The organism is Nitrososphaerota archaeon, assembly GCA_016872055.1.
Classification (GTDB): domain Archaea; phylum Thermoproteota; class Nitrososphaeria; order Nitrososphaerales; family Nitrosopumilaceae; genus Nitrosotenuis.
On the sequence record VHBH01000001.1, the window covers coordinates 204714 to 224038 of the forward strand.

The 19325-nt window shown below is 42.2% G+C and carries 18 protein-coding genes, 1 tRNA gene and 1 other RNA gene; 11 read left to right on the plus strand and 9 right to left on the minus strand.

Features of this window, described 5'->3' with window-relative positions:
• Nucleotides 1–735 (plus strand): hypothetical protein, encoded by a 735-nt coding sequence (locus FJ354_01150; GenBank protein ID MBM3905279.1) that lies wholly within the window; start codon nt 1–3, stop codon nt 733–735.
• 4 nt (nt 736–739) lie between these two features.
• Here FJ354_01150 and rnpB read toward each other — a convergent pair.
• The 6 genes from rnpB to FJ354_01180 form a co-directional block, all read right to left on the minus strand.
• An RNA gene (gene rnpB / locus FJ354_01155) (RNase P RNA component) lies at nt 740–1018 on the minus strand.
• Between the two features lie 30 nt (nt 1019–1048).
• Nucleotides 1049–3397: an amino acid permease gene (locus FJ354_01160; protein ID MBM3905280.1), complete on the minus strand. Its 2349-nt coding sequence runs from the start codon at nt 3395–3397 to the stop codon at nt 1049–1051.
• A 60-nt stretch (nt 3398–3457) separates the two neighbouring features.
• Nucleotides 3458–3961, minus strand: a complete 504-nt coding sequence (locus tag FJ354_01165) for a DUF367 family protein (protein ID MBM3905281.1) — start codon at nt 3959–3961, stop codon at nt 3458–3460.
• Nucleotides 3962–3992: 31 nt separating this feature from the next.
• A complete protein-coding gene (locus tag FJ354_01170) occupies nt 3993–7271 on the minus strand; it encodes a hypothetical protein (protein MBM3905282.1) in 3279 nt (1092 codons plus the stop codon).
• 133 nt (nt 7272–7404) lie between these two features.
• On the minus strand, nt 7405–7599 hold the full coding sequence (locus FJ354_01175) for a hypothetical protein (GenBank protein MBM3905283.1): 195 nt from the start codon (nt 7597–7599) through the stop codon (nt 7405–7407).
• Nucleotides 7600–7691: 92 nt separating this feature from the next.
• Nucleotides 7692–7765, minus strand: a tRNA-Pro gene (locus FJ354_01180).
• A gap of 74 nt (nt 7766–7839) precedes the next feature.
• Between FJ354_01180 and FJ354_01185 the strand changes: the two genes are divergently transcribed.
• Entirely contained in the window at nt 7840–8730 is an 891-nt protein-coding gene (locus FJ354_01185; protein MBM3905284.1) for a type II methionyl aminopeptidase, read from the plus strand.
• Here FJ354_01185 and FJ354_01190 read toward each other — a convergent pair.
• Nucleotides 8720–8902 carry a hypothetical protein gene (locus FJ354_01190; GenBank protein MBM3905285.1) on the minus strand — a complete coding sequence of 61 codons (183 nt, stop codon included), beginning with the start codon at nt 8900–8902 and terminating at the stop codon, nt 8720–8722. The two genes, FJ354_01185 and FJ354_01190, sit on opposite strands and share 11 nt — an antisense overlap.
• Complete coding sequence (locus tag FJ354_01195) at nt 8899–9951, minus strand: DUF1512 domain-containing protein (GenBank protein MBM3905286.1); 1053 nt, start codon at nt 9949–9951, stop codon at nt 8899–8901. The genes FJ354_01190 and FJ354_01195 overlap by 4 nt, the downstream gene beginning before the upstream one ends.
• 212 nt (nt 9952–10163) lie before the next feature.
• On the opposite strand from FJ354_01195, the gene FJ354_01200 reads away from it, so the two are divergent.
• Nucleotides 10164–10724, plus strand: coding sequence for a TATA box-binding protein (locus tag FJ354_01200; GenBank protein MBM3905287.1), 561 nt, complete (start codon nt 10164–10166; stop codon nt 10722–10724).
• A 5-nt stretch (nt 10725–10729) separates the two neighbouring features.
• On the opposite strand, the gene FJ354_01205 is transcribed toward FJ354_01200, so the two are convergent.
• Entirely contained in the window at nt 10730–11053 is a 324-nt protein-coding gene (locus FJ354_01205; protein MBM3905288.1) for a tRNA-binding protein, read from the minus strand.
• Nucleotides 11054–11181: 128 nt separating this feature from the next.
• Between FJ354_01205 and FJ354_01210 the strand changes: the two genes are divergently transcribed.
• From FJ354_01210 to FJ354_01245, 8 genes are all read left to right on the plus strand, one after another.
• Nucleotides 11182–11874 carry a hypothetical protein gene (locus FJ354_01210; protein MBM3905289.1) on the plus strand — a complete coding sequence of 231 codons (693 nt, stop codon included), beginning with the start codon at nt 11182–11184 and terminating at the stop codon, nt 11872–11874.
• 35 nt (nt 11875–11909) lie between these two features.
• Nucleotides 11910–12326, plus strand: a complete 417-nt coding sequence (locus tag FJ354_01215) for an SRPBCC family protein (protein ID MBM3905290.1) — start codon at nt 11910–11912, stop codon at nt 12324–12326.
• 3 nt (nt 12327–12329) lie between these two features.
• Nucleotides 12330–13529: a glycosyltransferase gene (locus FJ354_01220; protein ID MBM3905291.1), complete on the plus strand. Its 1200-nt coding sequence runs from the start codon at nt 12330–12332 to the stop codon at nt 13527–13529.
• 36 nt (nt 13530–13565) lie between these two features.
• A complete protein-coding gene (locus FJ354_01225; protein ID MBM3905292.1) occupies nt 13566–14741 on the plus strand; it encodes a trypsin-like serine protease in 1176 nt (391 codons plus the stop codon).
• A gap of 25 nt (nt 14742–14766) precedes the next feature.
• Nucleotides 14767–15936 carry a 7,8-didemethyl-8-hydroxy-5-deazariboflavin synthase subunit CofG gene (gene cofG, locus FJ354_01230; GenBank protein ID MBM3905293.1) on the plus strand — a complete coding sequence of 390 codons (1170 nt, stop codon included), beginning with the start codon at nt 14767–14769 and terminating at the stop codon, nt 15934–15936.
• Nucleotides 15927–17180, plus strand: coding sequence for a 7,8-didemethyl-8-hydroxy-5-deazariboflavin synthase subunit CofH (gene cofH, locus FJ354_01235; GenBank protein ID MBM3905294.1), 1254 nt, complete (start codon nt 15927–15929; stop codon nt 17178–17180). Before cofG ends, cofH begins: the two co-directional genes overlap by 10 nt.
• Before the next feature lie 21 nt (nt 17181–17201).
• Nucleotides 17202–18527, plus strand: a complete 1326-nt coding sequence (locus FJ354_01240) for a TldD/PmbA family protein (protein ID MBM3905295.1) — start codon at nt 17202–17204, stop codon at nt 18525–18527.
• A gap of 429 nt (nt 18528–18956) precedes the next feature.
• Complete coding sequence (locus FJ354_01245) at nt 18957–19301, plus strand: hypothetical protein (GenBank protein ID MBM3905296.1); 345 nt, start codon at nt 18957–18959, stop codon at nt 19299–19301.
• The last annotated feature ends 24 nt before the right edge of the window (nt 19302–19325 follow it).

The following is a 19325-nucleotide window of genomic DNA, read 5'->3' on the forward strand; positions in this document are numbered from 1 at the left end:
ATGATACAACTAATTGGAATATTTTTGACAGTGATGCTTCAGGCAAGCACGGTACTAGTGCCAGGAGGAACAGTCACATTCTTTTTGCATGACGATGATCTCAACAAGTCTCACCGAGGAATTGATGAAGTCTCTACATTAGGATTGTTGGAATTCAAGCTTGCAGGAACTAGTATTTCCGGACCATCTAAAATTGTAGAAACAGGTGTTAATTCAGGGGTCTTTCTAGGCAAGGTCTCAATTCCCACCACAATCAATGGCCGCGACATAACGCAGGGCGACGTTCTAGTGATAACATACAATGACGAATCTGATGCATCAGGCAACTCCCAGACAATATCAAAGTCAATCAAAGCAAAAAAATCAACGGCGTCACTAGAGACATCGCAAAAAAATATCCGAATAGGTCAAACATTTCAAGTCAGAATCTATGATCCAGACTTTAATCTGGATTCAAGGGCTGCTGACAACATTTCACTCAGCCTAATAGAGTTCAGGGGTGAAAATGGAATCCGAACTACTTTGAGAAATTCGGCATTTGAGGCAAAGACATCAGCATTAAGAGAGACGGGTGATAACACAAACCAGTTCATAGTAACATTAAAGATGCCAAAGGAAATTGACGGCAAAATAGTAAAGATTGGCTCTACTGCCCAGCTCAAATTCACGGACAATACGTCTCCTTCTGGTACAACTGAAAAGCTAAAGATCAACATCAGGATTGGTTTGAAATAAAATTGCGTGCTGGCCATAACCCTCCTTCTGTTTGTAAACGACATTTCGCTTTGCAGCCTACCTGAACCATAGGTGCAGAACCCGGCTCTGTTTGGCTTTTCTCTGTGTGGGGCAGATTTTTCATTCCATCTGCTGGAAATCTCAGGGATTCCCATCATAGTGCTCCAGTTCGGATTTTTTTCTGTTCTGTTGCCTACCATCTCTGGCTTTGCGTCACCGCAACACACATCTGCATTGAGGGAGGAGTTTCCTCTGCTTTCGCAGTAATCGTCCACCAGCTCGCATTGTGTTGTGGTATAATCAGATATTTACACTATTTGAACTTGGAATCAAAGTATTCCTCATCATACTTATGGGTGCGCTTTTCCTTAATGACGTAGCCAAGGTGTGCAAAGTCGACATAGATTTTGTAAAGATGTCTGTTTTCCCTCATCCTAGACGAGATTATTCTCCAAAATCTTCGGGTATTGAATTCTGAGAACTGGTGGTCGCGAATTACAAGGAGTGATTTTTTTGTCTTGTCTACTACCTCCAGTGTTTTTGGGGAAAATGCCGAGTCTGCCTGGTTGCCTGCACCCAAAATTATTGTCTCGTCCTGTATTTTAGAAAAGCTCTCAAGCAGTACTGGTGCAACATTTTTTGTTTTTGGGTAGACCTTTTCAAATTGGATCTTTTTGATGTCAAGATCAAACATAATCTCATTAATTCTGTTCATGATTTCAATTTCGGTTTCTGGCTTTTCCACAACACCGCGAACTATACGAATTCTAGACGAATGTACCCGGGAAATTGCATGTGCCACTCGCAGCCCGAGATCAGAGTGTCTCCCTTTATCATATGACACCACAAGATTTGCCAGATCCTGCTCAAAATTAGTACCAAGCCGAACACCAATAAAGTCACAGGTCGAAAGGGAAAGGAGTTTTCTGTTATTTCTCAAAAACGCGAAGTCAATTATGACCAGATTGATTCCCTGCTCTTCCACAGTAGAGAGTATTGCGTCGGTTTCATCGTGAGAGATGCGAACCAAATATCGGTGCCGAATGGATTGCGGAATTTGCTGCTTGAGTTCATTGAATTCTTCTATTTCTGATTCGGCAACCTTGTTTGTGGCATCAAGTGGTAGGTGCACTGGAATCTTTACTACACTCAAAAATGAAATTTCGCCTTGTTTTTCTTGGATGATGGAATTTGCTATTTTGTAATAATTGTTAACATATTTTGGGTGATAGACGATTAGAGTTCGATATTCCTTTCGCTCTTTGGGTCCCTGGTTGTACACAAGCGGGGCATAGTGCTGTATTTCTTTTTTTGAGGTGTAAGATTTGTAGATAACAAATCCAGATACAATCCAAATTATTGCAATTACCCATGATTCAGGCTCTGTAAATAGTAAATATACAGACAGCCCAATTGCGGACAAGATTCCAAGCGTTGGAATAATTGGGAAAAATGGCGTTTTGAAAGAATAGTCCAGCTTTTTTCCATATAGTCGACGTATTGTGATTGCCGCATAGTTGACTTGGGCAAACAAGAACAAGAACATGACACTTGCAGCAATTGCAAGGCCTGTCAGGTCTAACGACAATGCCATCACAAGCATTATGATCCCAGACGCAATAGTGGAAATCGCAGGAGTTTTGTACTTTGGATGAATCTTGCCAAAAAAGTGTGGGAGATTGTAATGAGTTCCCATGGCATATGAGACCCTGCTAGACGAGTACGTAGTTGCATTTAGCGCAGCAAGCGTAGAGACAAACCCTCCTGCTAGCACAAGCATTGCTCCAAATGGCATAAAGTTCTTTGCAGCCTCCAGTATTCCTAGCTCACCAAAGCTTCCAATGAACTCCCAAGATGGTTGGCCTACCTTGTCCGATGATAGTCCGCCAATGAATGAAAACGTAAAGAGAATGTAAATTGCAATTACGACAAACAGTGAAATGAAGATTGCCCTTGGGAGATTCTTCTTTGGGTTTTTGAGTTCGTTTCCCGTTTGTGCTATGACCTCATATCCCTCAAACGCAATGAAGGTCAGACCCATTGCTATTACAAGACCGGATATTCCATGCGGGAAAAAGTCTGAAAAGTTCGACGGCCATGTAGGATTTACAAAAGCCATTGCAAATAATGCTGCGACAATCAATACGCCAATTATCGTTATTTGCGTTATCGTGATTACATTTCCAACTTTGCTGGTTGGAGCAGTTCCACGAACATTGATGAATGTGAAGATCACCACTGCCATTGCCGCAAATCCTTTTTCTACCAAGTCGGATGATTCCAAAATCCCCGCCATGTCCAAAAGGTGGGCAAAAAAAGATGCAAATGCCACCGCGTAAAGACTGCCGGCTATGGTATGTGCAAACCAAGACATCCACCCACTCAAAAACGCATTAGGCCTGGGCATTCCTTCCCGAACCCAGCGATATCCACCCCCGGCGTCTGGAAGTGCAGAACTCAGTTCTGCATATGTGAAAGCAGTAAGGATTGTGATTATTCCGTTAAGTAAAAAGGCGAGCATTAGTGCTGGTCCTGCCTCGCCCATTCCTGGACCGACAAGGACAAAGATGGCGCCACCTATCATCGCGGCAACGCCCACCATAATCACATCTAACAGGCCTAGATTACGCGTAAATCCCGCATTTTGTACTTCATTTCCCATGTCTAACCGACCCCAAAGAGTGTTTGAATAAATCTTTACCCTGAATAGCTTATTTGCTACTCAGTCAATATTTTGTACAATTCCGTATTCTGCAAGCAGGGGCGGGATCTGCTCTTCTAGTTCTAGCTTGGAATAGTCTACTAGCAGCTCGGAATTTAGCTCATAAAATGTGTGGCCCCAGTTGAACTTTGATAGTAACTCCATTGCAAGGGCATCATATCGCAAAATGAATGCGGCACCTGCAATTGCCTCAACTGTTGTAAGCTTGCCAAGCTTGGCATAGTTTACGGGATTGCCTGCCAAAAGCGGTGGCAATTTTCTTGGAATTCCTCCAAATCTTTTTTTAAATGTTGTATCTGCCAAGTTCCATGAACAGTCAATTCCTGTAATGGAGTCGGCAATGTTTGCGTCATGGTACAATAGGGTTTGTTTTGCAAAAGGATCCAGTATGATTGTGTTTTGCGCCATCCTTGTGACAGATTTTGCCAGATTGAACTTTACCAGCTTAGCAGCAGTGCATTTTTTTGGATCATCTTGGTGAAACATCAGTACCTGGACGTTCATAATGCCGAATACAAAACAGGGAAATATCTTCCTACTGGACTTGTTTGTAGACTATCTCATAGTATAGTTTGGCAGACGGAACATGATTTTCGACTTGGATTATCCATGCAGAATCTGGAATGATGCCATTGTCTTGCTCTGGAGAAATGCTGAATTTCTCTAGGATTGGATTAGGACCTGAATATGTAACCTTGTAAGGCAGCCCTGCAATTGTCACAATTTGGTATACTGCATCTTTCGTCTTGGTGGGTTCTGAGATTAGGCATTCTTCTGCCTGTCCTATGATGCATGTTCCATCGTCAGCCAGAATTGTGAGGTTGGTAGTCTTTTCAGCCCCCCTTGACACAGCCATGGAGCCCTGTAGTGTATTTGGTGCAAGCACTAGATCATCTTTTATCTGCTCTACTAGGGCAACTTCCACTATTGGGTCAGTGATTCTGTTGAATTTTTCAGATATCTTCACGTTACTGGTTACCTTTTTGGCCAACTTTTCTACCACCTCAAAGGTAGTCTTGAAGGTGCCAAAATCCGTATCTGCGATCACTTCGTATGTTCCAAGTGCCGAGTTTGCCGGAATTTTATAATCATACGAGTAAAATCCGTTTTTATAACTTCGGGAAATATCGACTTTTTTATTGCCTAGACCACAGTAGAACGATCCACAGTCGATTTTGTCATCTTTTTTGTGTTCCACTAACAAGTCAAGTTTGTCCAAGTACAGAATCCTGTTAGTGGTACCGGTAATGTATGCAGTATCTCCCGGAAGATATGCGTCCTTATCTGTGGTAATTGTTAGCGTGGTTTTACCCGTGACTCCAAGAGGAACGTTGTTTTTGACTTCAAATGTGGCGTCTGCTAGTAGCTTTTGGTATGTTGCAACAATCTTGTATTTTCCATCCTTGAATATATTCAGTGGAAGATCGTACGTTGTCTTGAATGCGCCTCCATTGTCCAAATCTAAACTAGAGTTAAAGATGATCTTGTTAGACATTGATCGTACCTCAACGTTTACTCTCTCAGGTACCCCACCATATATGGTGCGAGTATCATCTTGTCTTTTAATCACAGTACCAGTCACTTCTAGCTTTTCGCCGGGACGATAGACTGCCTTGTTTGACTTCACTTCAATTGGTTTTACCTCCAATGTGTCCTGTGAGGGATTCCCAGATAGTTTGAAGAACAAGTCTATACTCTGCGAGGTTGCAATTACAGAGATTTTGTATGTTCCAAATACGGTTGGACGTGCCTGCCTTTGGTCCCTAATGTCTGCCAGATCAAAGTCCTTTGTTGGCGTAGTCCAGCTCCAAGTGAATTTGCTATTGTATATTTGTGCTCCACTGCCCACTGTTTTGCCATCAGGCTTTGTTATGACAATTTTGACTTTGTTTTGTCCACTGACTAGTGTTCCCTCCAGATTTACTGTTTCGCCTAGGCCGTAGACTTCCTTGTCTAATGTGGCTAGAATTTCCCTGTTTTTGACATCAATGTCTTTGTCCACCACAAATGTGGTCTCAAAGATTCTAGTGTCATACATTCCTCGAATTGTATACACACCAGGGGTAAACGATGACTGATTTATCTTAAAGTCAAGCTTGAAATTTCCTACAGCATCAGGAATTGCAGTAAACGAGTAAGTAGCTGCCTTAGTCACTACCTTGTCTTTGACTAGCTGTTTGGTGCCAGGAAGTGACACCTTGATTTGCTGGCCCTTGTCATTCATGACAGATATCGATATTGGTGCTGCCTCAAAGCTACTACGCGGTCTAAGCTCGACGTGTCCGTTGACTAGTACAGTTTCTCCTGGGACATATCGCTCCTTGTCGGATTTTACAAAGTATTTTGGGGTCGCCAAATATTCTTCTGGATTTTCTACTATTTTGAAATCAGTTGTCGCCTTGCCAAATTCTTTAGATACTGTTACTGTGAAATCACCAAGATTGATTTCTCCTGCTGGGATTTTGAGCTCGTACCTAAATGTGCTGTCACCCGCAAGCTTTACTTGGTCTTTGATTTTGAAGATATTATTTACGGTATTGCCAATGGAGCCAGTGCCTGTCTGAATCACTTCCAGGTCCAGTGCAACTACATGTTTGTTGCTCCTACCGGAAATTACAATTGGCTCGCCTGGTGCATATGCATCCTTGTCAGTTACCAGAATTATTTGCTCGGGATTTTTTTCGTCTTTTGCAAGCTCAAATGATGTTTCAGTGTGTTGCTTGCCATAGTCGGCCACAATATCTAGAGTGCCATAGACTGGCTTGGTTGGACTCATGTAGAAATTACCAGTGAATTCGCCGAACTTATCTGGGAATAGATTACCAGAAAATATCTGGATTCCATTTGGATCATATACCGTATACTTGAGGCCCGCCCCTGGAATGATATTATTAGTAGAGGCAGAAATCTTGACTGTTTGTCCTGGAATGTATGTAGACTTATCAGTGGAAATTGAAAGGTCCGATATTTCTTGTTCTAGGTCTGCTATGACTTTTTCTCCTACTGAGAATATTGTCGAGTCAGTCACATCCCCGTACTTTACATCAACGCGATATGTTCCTGCAACTGCACCGAGGACTCGGTCTAGTTTTATCTGGGTTTTGTATTCCAAATTCAGGTCAGGATAAATTGTAATTGTTTTTGTGAATTTGCCTGGACCGTCAATGTCTATTCGTAGTTGTTGTTGTGAGAAGAATGGTTTTTCCTGTGATACTCGCTTTGATACGTTTCCAGAGATAATTGCGACCTCCTCAAAAATGTAATTTTTCTTGTCCGACTTAACAAATACAGTTAGTTCTGTTGATTTTGTTCCAGCGCCAGGAATCTTGCCGTTAGAAGAGCCTGGAGACGACGACTTGAAAATCCAGACGTTTGCTTCAGATACTACGCCGTCGTATTTTCTTTGCCAAGACTGGAAATCATTTTTCTGATCAGTGATTACCTGGGTTTCATCAATGATTTCGCCATCCTTGTTCTTTAGCTGGACTTTTTCTGAGACATCAGTAAACCACATGCTTTGGTGAGAATAGACCAGGAACTGGCCTGGCTTTATCATTGTTCCAAATGGCAGAGTTAGGGTCTTTTTTGTGACAGTGGTTGATGCGATTTTCCATCCGCCAACATTCACCGTTTCATCTGTTGGGTTGTACAGCTCGACCCATTCTGAAATTGTTTTTGAGTCATCGCCTGCAGGATTCGTGTCTACCTCATTAATTACGACGTGGTTCGCCAAATCCTCTGCACCATATGATACTCCGATTATTCCAACGAATAGTAAAGCTGCAAATACGCCAGCTAGGGGCAAAGTCCTCATTTTTTCTACCTATGTAATTTCGAGCCGGATATCATTTTAGATCTAAATTGAGCAAAAGTTGAGTAAGTGGTGAATTGGGGGTACATTTTATCCATTTTGGGCTTTAATTGGTAAAAAAGAATGCGTATGATTCCTATTTTGCATTATCACAGTTTGGGCACTTGCCACCAGCGATTTTTGCCCCGCAATGAACACAGATTCCCTCTGGAATTTCTTTTTGGAGTTTGAGATTTTTCCGACCTACATACGCCTTGATACCAACGTATATTGCAACTGCAATCAGTACTGAATAGATTAGAGGAAGTCCTGCGCCAAGAAGACCAATCATAAAAAACAAAATTCCGGCTATTAGAATCCATTCGCGTTTTGCGCCCAATGACTCAGTATAAAAAATCTCAATTAAAAATGATTTTATTAAAGTGGGATCGGCCGGATTTGAACCGACGACCTCAGGTACCCAAAACCCGAATCATACCAAGCTAGACCACGATCCCGCTTGTGTGTGCAAATTTTTTGCCCCAATTTAAGATGTATGATTTTAAATAAGTATTCCAGTCCAGTCCACCTATTGCAATTAGATGATTACATCAAGGCAGGTAAAATAGCGTCTGAGGTTCGCGAGCTTGCAAGGGCCAAGGACTGGGTTGGAAAAACACTCTATGAAATCTGCGAAACAGTCGAATCTGAAATCAAGTCCCGCGGAGGAAAATGCGCATTTCCAGTAAACACAAGTCTAAACGAGATTGCAGCTCACTATACTGCAGAGCCAAACGACCCCAAGGTTCTGACCAGCTCGGATCTGATCAAAATAGATCTTGGAGTCCAGATAAACGGGTACATTGCAGACACAGCAGTATCTGTGTCTTACGATCCGGAATCCTCCATTTTGGTAGAAACCGCAGAAGAGGCACTCAAGGCAGCAATGACAATGGTAAAGGAGGGAACCAAATCAAGCGACATTGGAAAGACAATACAAAAAACAGTAACGCAGTACAATCTCAAGCCAATTGCAAACTTGTCAGGTCATTCCCTAGAACAATACACAATTCATGCGGGAAAATCAATCCCAAACATGTGGTCAATTGGCTCATTTGCATTATCTACAAAAGAAGCATATGCCTGTGAGCCATTTGTCACCACGGCAAAAGGGTTAGGGTTTGTCAGGGAGGGAAAGACAAAGAACATTTTTGGCCTCGTCTCGCGCAAAAAGACAAAGAATGAAAATGCAAACAAGCTAGTCGACTTTATCTGGGATAACTTCAGCACACTACCATTTGCCCTCAGATGGATAGTAAGGTCATACGAGGAAAAAGAAGCAAGAACACTGCTTGAGGAATTGATAAAAAACAAAATCGTTCGCGCATATCCAGTGCTCAATGAGGCTAACGGTCAGCGAGTAGCACAGGCAGAGCACACGTTCATCCCCAATGCAACTGGCGCAATAGTAACTACTCTATAGGCTGACCAAAAATCTTTGATATGTTAGTCGGGATTTTGCAGGAAGTACATTCCAAAGTAGGCGCAAAAAGGCAGTCACCTTCCTCAAATTTCCTTTTGGTCTCCTTTTTGCAAGATTGACATTTTTGCACAGTAAATGCAACTAGTGGTTTTTCTTTTTTTGAGAACATTATTGCGAGACACCTAGTGTGTTTCCAACGCCTACTACCAATACGGATTGGCCTTGCTTTGTATTTTCTTTGATCATTGCGTATACTTGGGATTCCACTTCGTCTGCCTTGTCTGCAATTTCTTTGGTCATTAGTGTGATTGCTTCCTTGATCGATTGTTTAATGACAATTGCATAAACTGGAATATTGTGTTTTGTTGCGACTTCTTCTATTTGGAATCTGTCTGTTCCAATTCCCCCAATTGCCGCACCAAAGCCATGCGCCACAGTGCCTGAGGTTTCTCCTTCCAGTTTTAGTCCGGCATCAACCATGATTATTAGGTCTAGCTTTTTTTCTGCAACCAGAATCTCTACTGCATCTCCAGGCCTGCCCACAGTAGCAGAAGGACCTTCTGCCTTGAGTAGAACTAGCTTTCTTCCCTCAAAGTCTGACTCTGCATAAACTGTCTCTAGACCTATTGGTATTTTTTCTGATTGCAGCATCATTTTTCCTATCACCATCGGGCCTATTCCGTCACCAAGTGGCTGACCTGACTTTATTGCCTGAACTGCTCCCCTGAGTGCCTCTGCCTGCTCCATCACAAATGGAAGCATCATTTGGAGCGGTAAGATAAGCGGAAAATTGTTTTGCTTTTTTGCTGTAAGGAAGAGATGTCTTACTATTTTGTGCAACAGATTCAACGATGTTACTACCTCCAATAGATTTTGAATTTTGCTTACCTCAAGCGGTGTGAGGTTTTGCGCAAGTGATACGACTTGGGCCCTAGTGTAATCCTCTCTAGAACGCAACAGGTGCTTTATTTTCAGCATTATTCCGTTTGGGTCGATATCCACCGGCATTATAGTAAAGTATTCCAAATAGCCATCAATTTTTTTTGTGACATCGTCTGAGGATTTCTTTTGCAAATAATCAGTGAGTTCCTTTCTCGTTTCATCCTTGTATCGGTTTAGCTTTTCAATTCCCTTTTTTATCTCACCAGATGTGACCATAAGCTGAATTCTCTGGCCGTAAAAGACAAAGATCACGATAGGTACTATCCAGATCAACCACATTATTGGATTTGATGAGTCGCTATTACTGCCAAACAGATTATCGAATGAAAATATCTCAGTATAGTTCAATTACACTGCAAGCCTTGGTTTGCCAAATTAATGGATTGTGTAAGGCGTACATAGAACCTGTGCGGAATTTCAAAGAAATTGGCTGTCGGGTTAACAAATAGAAAGTGCTCTTTATATAGCCTAGATAAGTCAAATGCTAACGTATGCCACAAACAAAGCCGATAGTAAGCATCGAAAACGTAGTTGCTTCTGCTTCAGTGGATCAGAAAATGGACCTTAACGAGATTACTCGTAATTTTCCAGATGTAGAGTATCATCCAGATCAGTTTCCAGGACTTGTCTTCAGACTAAAGAGTCCAAAGACTGCAACTCTGATTTTCACATCAGGTAAAATGGTCTGCACTGGCGCAAAATCTGAAGAGATGGCACGTAGTGCAGTAAAGTCGGTTGTTCAAAAGCTCAGAAAAGGAGGTATCAAAGTCAAAAAGGACGCAGTAGTTGATATCCAAAACATTGTTGCATCAATTAACTTGGGTGGAAAGATTCACCTCGAGCAAGCAGCAAGAACTCTACCACGTAGCATGTACGAGCCAGAACAATTTCCGGGTCTGATTCACCGAATGCTTGACCCAAAAACGGTAATCCTGCTTTTCTCATCAGGAAAGCTGGTTTGTACTGGAGCTAAAAAAGAACCAGATGTATACCGTTCTGTTAACAACCTGCATTCGTTGCTTGAAGAAAAGGACCTAATGATCTACGACTAGATCTTTTATTTTATTTTAGTACCCAAAGGAATTGACTCATCTACCGTCAACCAATACGGTTTGTCGTCCAGATCAGCTGCCAAAAGCATCGCATTTGACTCTACGCCACCAACCGTCTTTGGTTCGAGATTTGTAATTGCAATTACTGTTTTTCCCACCATTTCTTCCAGTGTGAAATATTGTGCGCCACCGATTATGAGACTTCTTGTTTCCTCGCCAAGGTCGATTGTGCCCTTTATGATCTTGGTTTTTCCCGGTATACTCTCCGTTGCGATGATTTTTGCCACTCTTATCTCGAGTTTGGCAAAGTCATCATATGTAATTACCATAGGAAGAGTTCTTTGGTAGCGCTTAAAATGAATTTCGACATCTAGGCGTAGTTTTGTAAAACAATCTTTGGTAGATTGGCAATATTGCCACACAGTTAATTTATCTGAAAAGAATTCACAAAATCCGTATGGGTCAGTTCTTTACAGACGACATCGACTCACTCCTCAAGTCGGGCCACGGAGATTCTGCCCGCCTAGCCAATATAAGAGAGGAATTTGTTCGTACTAAGCTAGTATCAATCGATGATAGAAAATACGTAGAAGGCTTGCTTGCAAGATATTCACAGACTGTCGAGGTAAAACAGGAAAAAATAAAAGAGTCCCGCATAGTCCCTCCTCCACCGCCGCCAAGAAATCCACCAACACTATTAGAAGTAAAACAGAAACCAAAGAAAGCGGAATCAATTCCAAAACTTCAAGGCGGCAAGACAAAGCTGCGAAATGTCGTAATTTCGGTTTGCGCCACAGTATTTGCTGTTCTGGTAGTATCGTTTGTTGCAATGAGTCAGGATTTGGAAACAGGCATCGTTGCGCCAAGTGTTATCAAGGTACTGGAGTTAGATTCTTCATCATATGTTAGAGGTGACATAATTTCAATCTCCGGCAAGACAAAAGAGGCGACAAGCATTGCAACATTATCCATTACAAATCCAGCGGGAAAACAAATTTGGACTGAGGTAGTCACTGTCAAGCCAAGCGGTACATTTGCCACACTTGTAATAGCTGGCGGAGAAGGATGGGATCAACTCGGAACACACACTGTTTCGGTGTCATATTCTGGCAATTCTGATACTGCCAAGTTTAGTTTTGATCCTAGCTAATCAAGACTAATATTTGCCGATCAAAAAATCACACCATGGCAACAATAGTGGTTGCAGTTAAAATTAATGCACCGGTAGATAAGGTCTGGGATGTTGTCTCTGATCTTGACGGCGAGCCAAAATTCTGGAAGGGGACAAAGTCGGTCCGAAATATTTCGAGGGACGGCAATACAATACAGCGCGAAATAATAATTGCATTTAGAGATTCCAAATGCATGCAGACAGTATTACTACAACCAAAGCAGAAAATTCTTGCCACATTCACAGAAGGCATCATAAACGGAACAAAGACAGTCCAGATAATACCGGAAGGGCAAAAAACAAAGCTAGAGGTAATTTGGGACATCAGGATGACAGGTATGCTAGGCATGTTTACAGGCATGGTCAAAAAGCACATCAAGAGTGGAACCGAACAAGCACTAGAAGCAATCAAGCAAGAAATCGAGAAATAAGTCATGATTTTAGATGCAATAAACTATGTTTTTGTGGTAATCCTAATCGGAATTTGCTTTGCATGGATTACGCTGATGAAATCCATGGTTGACTCGTTCAGATACACGCCGATTTTGGATAAATTCCATGCAAAGACACATCACATACCGCGAGTCTCAATAATACTTCCTGCAAGAAACGAGGAAGGATTCATTGCAAAATGCCTTGATTCCCTGATATCACAGGATTATCCCAATTACGAAATAATAACAATTGATGACTCCTCAGAAGATTCCACTGGAGAAATAATTTCAAAATATGCAGAGAAAAACTCCAAGGTCATTCATGTCACTGCCGGGCCAAAGCCTGAAGGGTGGATGGGAAAAAACTGGGCCTGTATGGATGGGTACAAAAGGGCAACAGGTGAATTGTTGTTATTCACAGACGCAGACACCGAATTTGAGAAAAATGTAATATCATTGGCAGTCTCACATCTGGAATCTTTAGGCCTAGATGCGCTGACAGTAATCCCAAAGATGGTCTGCCTTGATGTATGGACAAAAATCACACTTCCTGTGATTTCGACATTTTTGCACACACGGTTCTCCGCAATACGGGTAAACGATCCTACAAAAAAGACAGGCTACTTTTTTGGCAGCTTTTTCATCATCCGAAAGACAACGTACGATTCCGTTGGAACCCATGAGGGAGTAAAGCACGAAATCATAGAAGACGGGGCGCTGGGCAAAAAAGTCAAAGAAGGTGGATTTAGGATGAAGATGGTTCGAGGAGACCACCTAATTGAGGCGGTTTGGGCTCGCGATTGGTCAACATTATGGAATGCATTAAAGCGACTGATGATTCCATTGTTTTTGCAGAACGGCAGAATAGCAGTAGGCATATTCTTTGCGGTTTTATTTTTGCTCTTTATGCCGTACGTGTTTTTACTCTATTCCATACCGTTTGCGGCTAGTTCTGCATCGTTTTCTGCTGTCTTTGTGTCATCTGTAGTATCGTCTGCATTGTTGTTCTCAGCATGTGTAATAGATGCCAGAGCACTGCAAATCAAGATGAAATATGCCATTTGTGCACCTCTTGGAAGTCTAGTGGTTGTTGGCGGATTTTTGGTAGGCCTCATCCAGGCAAAGAGCAGCTCAGCAGTGTCATGGAGAGGAAGAACTTATTCCATGAAAGACCACACCCCAGACTTTATCAATATCTAGGCAAGGATTATAGGCGCACCAAAAAGAAACGAGTCATTGAGTAAATCAGCTGTAATTTTTGGAGGATTGCTTGCAACCGTGATTGTTCTGGTATCATACAGCATTTTTCTAAATCCTCCAAATCAAACCCCCACAATAGAAGACATTTCAGAGAATACAAAAAATTCAGTAATTGCGCAAGACAAAAAAGACCTATCATTGATTGAATTATTTGAAAAAAGCGAGGCAGGAGTTGTTCGACTAAACGTAAAGAGGCCTGCAACCGATATAAGAGGAATGGGTGGAGTCGGCTCTGGCTTCGTCTACGATTCCCAAGGGTACGTCATAACAAATGAGCACGTAGTGAAGAATGCGGAAAAGATCACAGTTACATTTTTGGATGGACGATCATACAAGGCCAAAGTAATAGGTCAAGACCTATACACAGACTTGGCAGTTGTTAAGGTGAATGCAAGCTCTGATGTTTTAGTGCCATTGCCTGTTGGGAACTCTTCAAAGCTTCGAGTAGGCGAACCAATTGCGGCAATTGGAAACCCGTTTGGATTATCAGGCTCCATGAGTTCTGGAATAGTAAGCCAGGTTGGAAGGCTGTTGCCATCCCAGGATAGTGGATTCCAAATCCCTGATATCATCCAGACGGATGCTGCAATAAACCCTGGAAACTCCGGAGGTCCACTCCTCAACATGCGAGGTGAGGTAGTTGGAATCAACACTGCAATACAATCAGAATCTGGCGACTTTGCAGGAGTCGGATTTGCAGTACCATCAAACACGGTTCAGAAAATCATCCCAGTTTTGATAGAAAACAAGACATACCACCACCCCTGGGTTGGAATCTCTGGAAGAGATATTGACCCAGACTTGGCAGACATTCTAAATCTCAAGGACGCCAGAGGATTCTTGATAATCAATGTAATAGACGACAGCCCAGCGCAAAAGGCAGGCGTACGAGGAACTACGGAAACAAGGGAGGTGGACGGAGTTCGACACCAAATAGGCGGAGATATTGTTTTGGGGATTGATTCCAAGACTGTTAGAAAAATTGATGATATTTTGATTCACTTGCAGCGAGAGAAAAAAGTCGGAGATGAAATGGTCTTGCAGATTTTGCGGGACGGCAAAGTAACTGATATTGTAATTACACTACACGAGAGGCCGTCATCTATACTTGCACTAAACACAACAAGCGCAACAAATTCAACGCAAAGATAAATACAACAATCAAAGATTAGCCTTGTTGAGTGATCTGGTGCTGACATGCGAGCCGCTAAATCATGTTCTAGATGGAAAAGATATTTCAAAAAAACAGGCCTATGAAATTTTCGAACAGACCAAAAATAATACCACGGAATTATACAAGACTGCAAGTCTTCTGCGAAACAAGCATAAATCCAACAATGTTACATTTTCAAAAAAGGCATTTTTCAATTTGGTGAATCTGTGTAGGGATGTCTGTGGATACTGCACATACAAGGCAGAACCAGGAGAGCAGAAACTCTCCCTTATGAGCAAGAAAAATGTGCATGAGCTGGTAGAATTGGCAAAAAAATACCATTGCACTGAAGCACTGTTTGTGACGGGCGAGCGACCAGAAGAAAAATACAGCCTAGCAAGGGAGTGGCTCAGAGAAAACGGATTTTCAAGCACCGCTGAATATTTGGTTCATGCATCTGAAATCGCACTTGCATCAGGTCTATTCCCTCATACAAATGCAGGAAACCTCACAAAATCTGAAATCAACTCACTCAAAAATACAAACGTAAGCATGGGGTTGATGCTAGAAAATTCCAGTGAAAGGCTAACAGAGAAAAAAATGCCGCACAATTTAGCGCCAAGCAAAAGCCCCAAGGCAAGACTCCGTGTATTGGAAAATGCCGGCGAGCTTGCAATGCCAATGACAACTGGAATTTTAGTCGGAATCGGCGAGGAGCCATATGAAATAATTGATTCATTATTTGCAATAAAGCAGCTCCATGACAGATTCGGTCACATCCAAGAGATAATTTTGCAAAATTTTCAGCCAAAACAAGACACCATGATGAAAAATACACCATCTGCGGAGGAAAACTATTTCAAAACAATGGTTGCCCTAGCAAGAATAATCATGCCTCAAATGAACATCCAGATCCCACCTAACTTATCGCCGGACTCGTACCAGTACTTTTTGGATGCCGGAATAAACGATTGGGGTGGAATATCTCCGCTTACTGCAGATTATGTCAATCCGGAATTTGGTTGGCCGCAAATAGACTTTGTAGAAAAGCACACAAACAATTCAGGATTTACGCTCAGGGCAAGATTTCCCGTATATCCAGAAATGATGGAGATGATTCCATCAGAACTATATCAAAAAATGACACCAATAATGGATAAAGATGGGTTTGTCTCAGAGGAATATTGGAGATGAATCTCGACTCGCTTCTAAAACACGCAGACCCGCTTATTGCAGAAGCCTTGGACCATGCATTGTCTGAAAAAGAAGTCACCATATCCGAGGCACTACGACTGTACGGGGCACGTGGTCTTGACTTTCACTTGGTTGGAATGGTGGCAGACGAGCTTCGAAAAAGGCGCGTAGGCGACATTGTGTCATTTGTGGTAAATAGAAACATCAACTTTACAAACGTCTGCATCAAGCAGTGCGGATTTTGCGCATTTAGCCGCGACTATAGAGAGGAGGAAGGATACTTTTTGCCAATAGAGGAAATTGTACGGCGCGCAAAGGAAGCCCACACACTTGGAGCAACAGAGGTCTGCATACAGGCTGGCCTTCCGCCAGACATGGACTCTAAAACATACGAGGACATTTGTCGTGCAATAAAATCAGAAATACCCGACATTCACATTCACGGATTTTCCCCAGAAGAAGTATTGTATGGTGCGACACGATCCAGTGTTTCCGTAAAGGAATATCTGATGCGACTAAAGGATGCTGGAGTCAACACCCTGCCCGGAACTGCAGCAGAAATACTTGACCAGGACATGCGCGATAAAATATCTCCAGGCAGAATCAGTGTAAATGACTGGATTGATGTAATAAAAACTGCGCACAGACTTGGAATCCAGTCGACATCCACGATAATGTTTGGTCACATTGAAACACCGGAAGACAGAGTGCGACACATTGCAAAGATTAGGGAAATCCAAAAGGAGACAGGTGGGTTTACCGAGTTTGTCCCGCTTAATTTCATTCATTCAGAGGCCCCAATGTACAAGCATCGGCTGTACGAAGAAATCAGTGATGGTGCATCGGCAAACGACGTTTTGTTAACACATGCAATATCTCGAATAATGCTAAACAACCACATCAACAACATCCAAATGTCGTGGGTAAAGGAAGGCCCCAAAATGGCACAGGTTCTCTTGATGTGGGGCGCAAATGATTTTGGCGGCACGTTAATCAATGAGTCCATTTCCACATCTGCTGGTGCATCGCACGGTCAGCTGTTGCGGCCAAAGGAAATGAGAAGGCTGATTCGAGAGATAGGTCGAATTCCCGCGCAGAGGAGCACTTCATATGACATACTAAAAACCTACGATTCCGAACCGGAGGAAGAGGAACTGGATAGAGTTGATGCATCCAAATTCGGGTCTTACTTTGAGCTAGTCAAGCTGGACAAGTACAGGTACAAAAGTCCAAGGACAAGCTAGTTGTCCATTTGTAGTGACATAATTTCTCGGGCGCAAAAAATAGACTTAGATGAATGCGAATCTGTATTTTGCACCAAAAAAACAATCACAGTACGAATCACAGATTCTGAGATTGCTGAAATCAAGGAGAATTATGGCAGTTCTGTTGGGATTCGTCTAGTCAAGGACAAGAAAATTTCATCTGCGCAGTCCAATGCTACAGATTATGACAAAATAATTGAAGAGGCATTGCACGCAGGAAAAAACCTCAGTCGTAGGGAATTTTGGAAATCATATCCTGTCGGATCTAAAGATATACCAATAGAGAAAACAAACGATTCCAAACTTTGGGAAATGGACTCTGCTAAAGCAATTGAGCTTGCACAATCCATGATAGACTCTGCTCTTCATCAAAAAATTACGCGAATATCAGGCTCTCTGAATATCGTATGCGACGATTTTGAAATAGCAAATTCATCCGGCCTGCAAAAGTCGGAAAAAGCCACATACATTTCAGGTCTCATCAATGCAGACTCTGAGACGGGAATTCCAGTATCAGGAATTGGCCAGACAAACTCTAGGGTATTGGACTTATTTGATGTTACAAAAATAGGCGCAGACGCCCGCCAAATGTGTGTAAATTCGATAAATCCAGACACCATACAAAACAAGATAACTAGCATAATCTTTGAGCCGCAGGCGGTAGGGGAACTGCTGTACTTTGTCTTGGGTCCGAACTTTAATCTCAAGACATTTTCTGAGGGGAGGAGTTGTTTTTCCGAGATTGGCGAAAAAATTGCAATTAATGGTTTTAGTCTGGTCGATGATCCGCATGTGCCAAACAGCCTTGGCGCAAAATCATTTGATGATGAGGGAGTGTCGACAAATCAGAGACATTACATCAGAGATGGAATATTGGAGGGGACGTATTCGGATACATATAACGCACTAAAAGAAAACACAATATCGACTGGAAATGCGTGCAGATTTGGTGTGCCGCTTGGACGATCTACAGACCCAATTCCAGTTTCTGCACCGCATAATCTCTCCATTGTACCAGGCAACCAGACTCGGAATGAAATCATACAAAACACTCAGGATGGAATTTTGGTCGGAAGACTCTGGTATACGTATCCGGTAAACCCAATCAAGGGCGACTTTTCATGTACAGCACGTAGTGGAATTTTTCAAATAAAATATGGCCAAATAAAACCAATCAAATCAGTTAGAATAATCCACAATTTGCCGATATTATTGAAAAACATTTCTGCAATCGGTAATGATTCCAAGGTAGTGTTACCCTGGGCCGGCCTGCCAGTGACATGTCCCACAATAAAGTGCGACGGAATTGCAGTCTCTTCAATTTAGGACAAGATTAATTATTGAATTGCATTGATTGGACTCATGTGCGAAACCATGGATGAGATCCACGCAGCCCAGCTTGCAAATATAATTGCAAAAAGACGCAGGGCAAAGCAGGCACAGCAAATCGCAGCTGCCTAGACTTTCTTTATATCGCCAAATGGAGTTTACTGGGGGGTTTGAGAAAATGCCTCATTTGCTCATACCCTAAAATGGAAAATAGTGGTGAATTTTTAGCAAAACACAACTAGGCAGAACTAGGCAGCTTTGTGCGTGTTTTGGTGGTCTTGTAATTTAACATCGGTTTTGTAGGGGTTAAACTGGACTAGTGTCGCCTTATGGTTTAACCACTAACCTAGCTCAAAAAAATTTACTGCAAATCAAAAAAAACGCAAACTAACCTTAATTAAGGTAAAGTACGGTACCATACAGTACATGAAAGCACGCCTCACATACATACCCCTTGAAGTAGCCGATCAGCTTGGCGACTTTATCATATCGCGCGATGTACAAGTAATGGACGCAGTCAAGGCTCGTGCGCGCGATTTCAGCACGCTGACTGTCATAAAACTACTGTACCAGCTGAGCTGCCGTCCGCTTACATTCTCAGAGCTCTATGAATCATCAAAAATTCGAATGAAGAGATCGTTTCTAAATTATCTGCATTTCTGCCTTGATTACAATTTCATAAAAAGAGAAACCGTCAATGATTCCGTGTACTATACCATTACGGAAAAGGGTAGAATCATGCTTGGGTTGTTTTTGCAGAAAAGTAATTAGAGACGCAAAAAACCTAAAAAACAA

Bases quoted from the DNA above. Each gene is read 5' to 3' on its own strand.
- FJ354_01150 (MBM3905279.1), top strand. From the start codon at position 1: ATGATACAACTAATTGGAATATTTTTGACAGTGATGCTTCAGGCAAGC.
- FJ354_01160 (MBM3905280.1), bottom strand. From the start codon at position 3,397: ATGGGAAATGAAGTACAAAATGCGGGATTTACGCGTAATCTAGGCCTG.
- FJ354_01165 (MBM3905281.1), bottom strand. From the start codon at position 3,961: ATGAACGTCCAGGTACTGATGTTTCACCAAGATGATCCAAAAAAATGC.
- FJ354_01170 (MBM3905282.1), bottom strand. From the start codon at position 7,271: ATGAGGACTTTGCCCCTAGCTGGCGTATTTGCAGCTTTACTATTCGTT.
- FJ354_01175 (MBM3905283.1), bottom strand. From the start codon at position 7,599: ATGATTGGTCTTCTTGGCGCAGGACTTCCTCTAATCTATTCAGTACTG.
- FJ354_01195 (MBM3905286.1), bottom strand. From the start codon at position 9,951: ATGTGGTTGATCTGGATAGTACCTATCGTGATCTTTGTCTTTTACGGC.
- FJ354_01200 (MBM3905287.1), top strand. From the start codon at position 10,164: ATGCCACAAACAAAGCCGATAGTAAGCATCGAAAACGTAGTTGCTTCT.
- FJ354_01205 (MBM3905288.1), bottom strand. From the start codon at position 11,053: ATGGTAATTACATATGATGACTTTGCCAAACTCGAGATAAGAGTGGCA.
- FJ354_01210 (MBM3905289.1), top strand. From the start codon at position 11,182: ATGGGTCAGTTCTTTACAGACGACATCGACTCACTCCTCAAGTCGGGC.
- FJ354_01215 (MBM3905290.1), top strand. From the start codon at position 11,910: ATGGCAACAATAGTGGTTGCAGTTAAAATTAATGCACCGGTAGATAAG.
- FJ354_01220 (MBM3905291.1), top strand. From the start codon at position 12,330: ATGATTTTAGATGCAATAAACTATGTTTTTGTGGTAATCCTAATCGGA.
- FJ354_01245 (MBM3905296.1), top strand. From the start codon at position 18,957: ATGAAAGCACGCCTCACATACATACCCCTTGAAGTAGCCGATCAGCTT.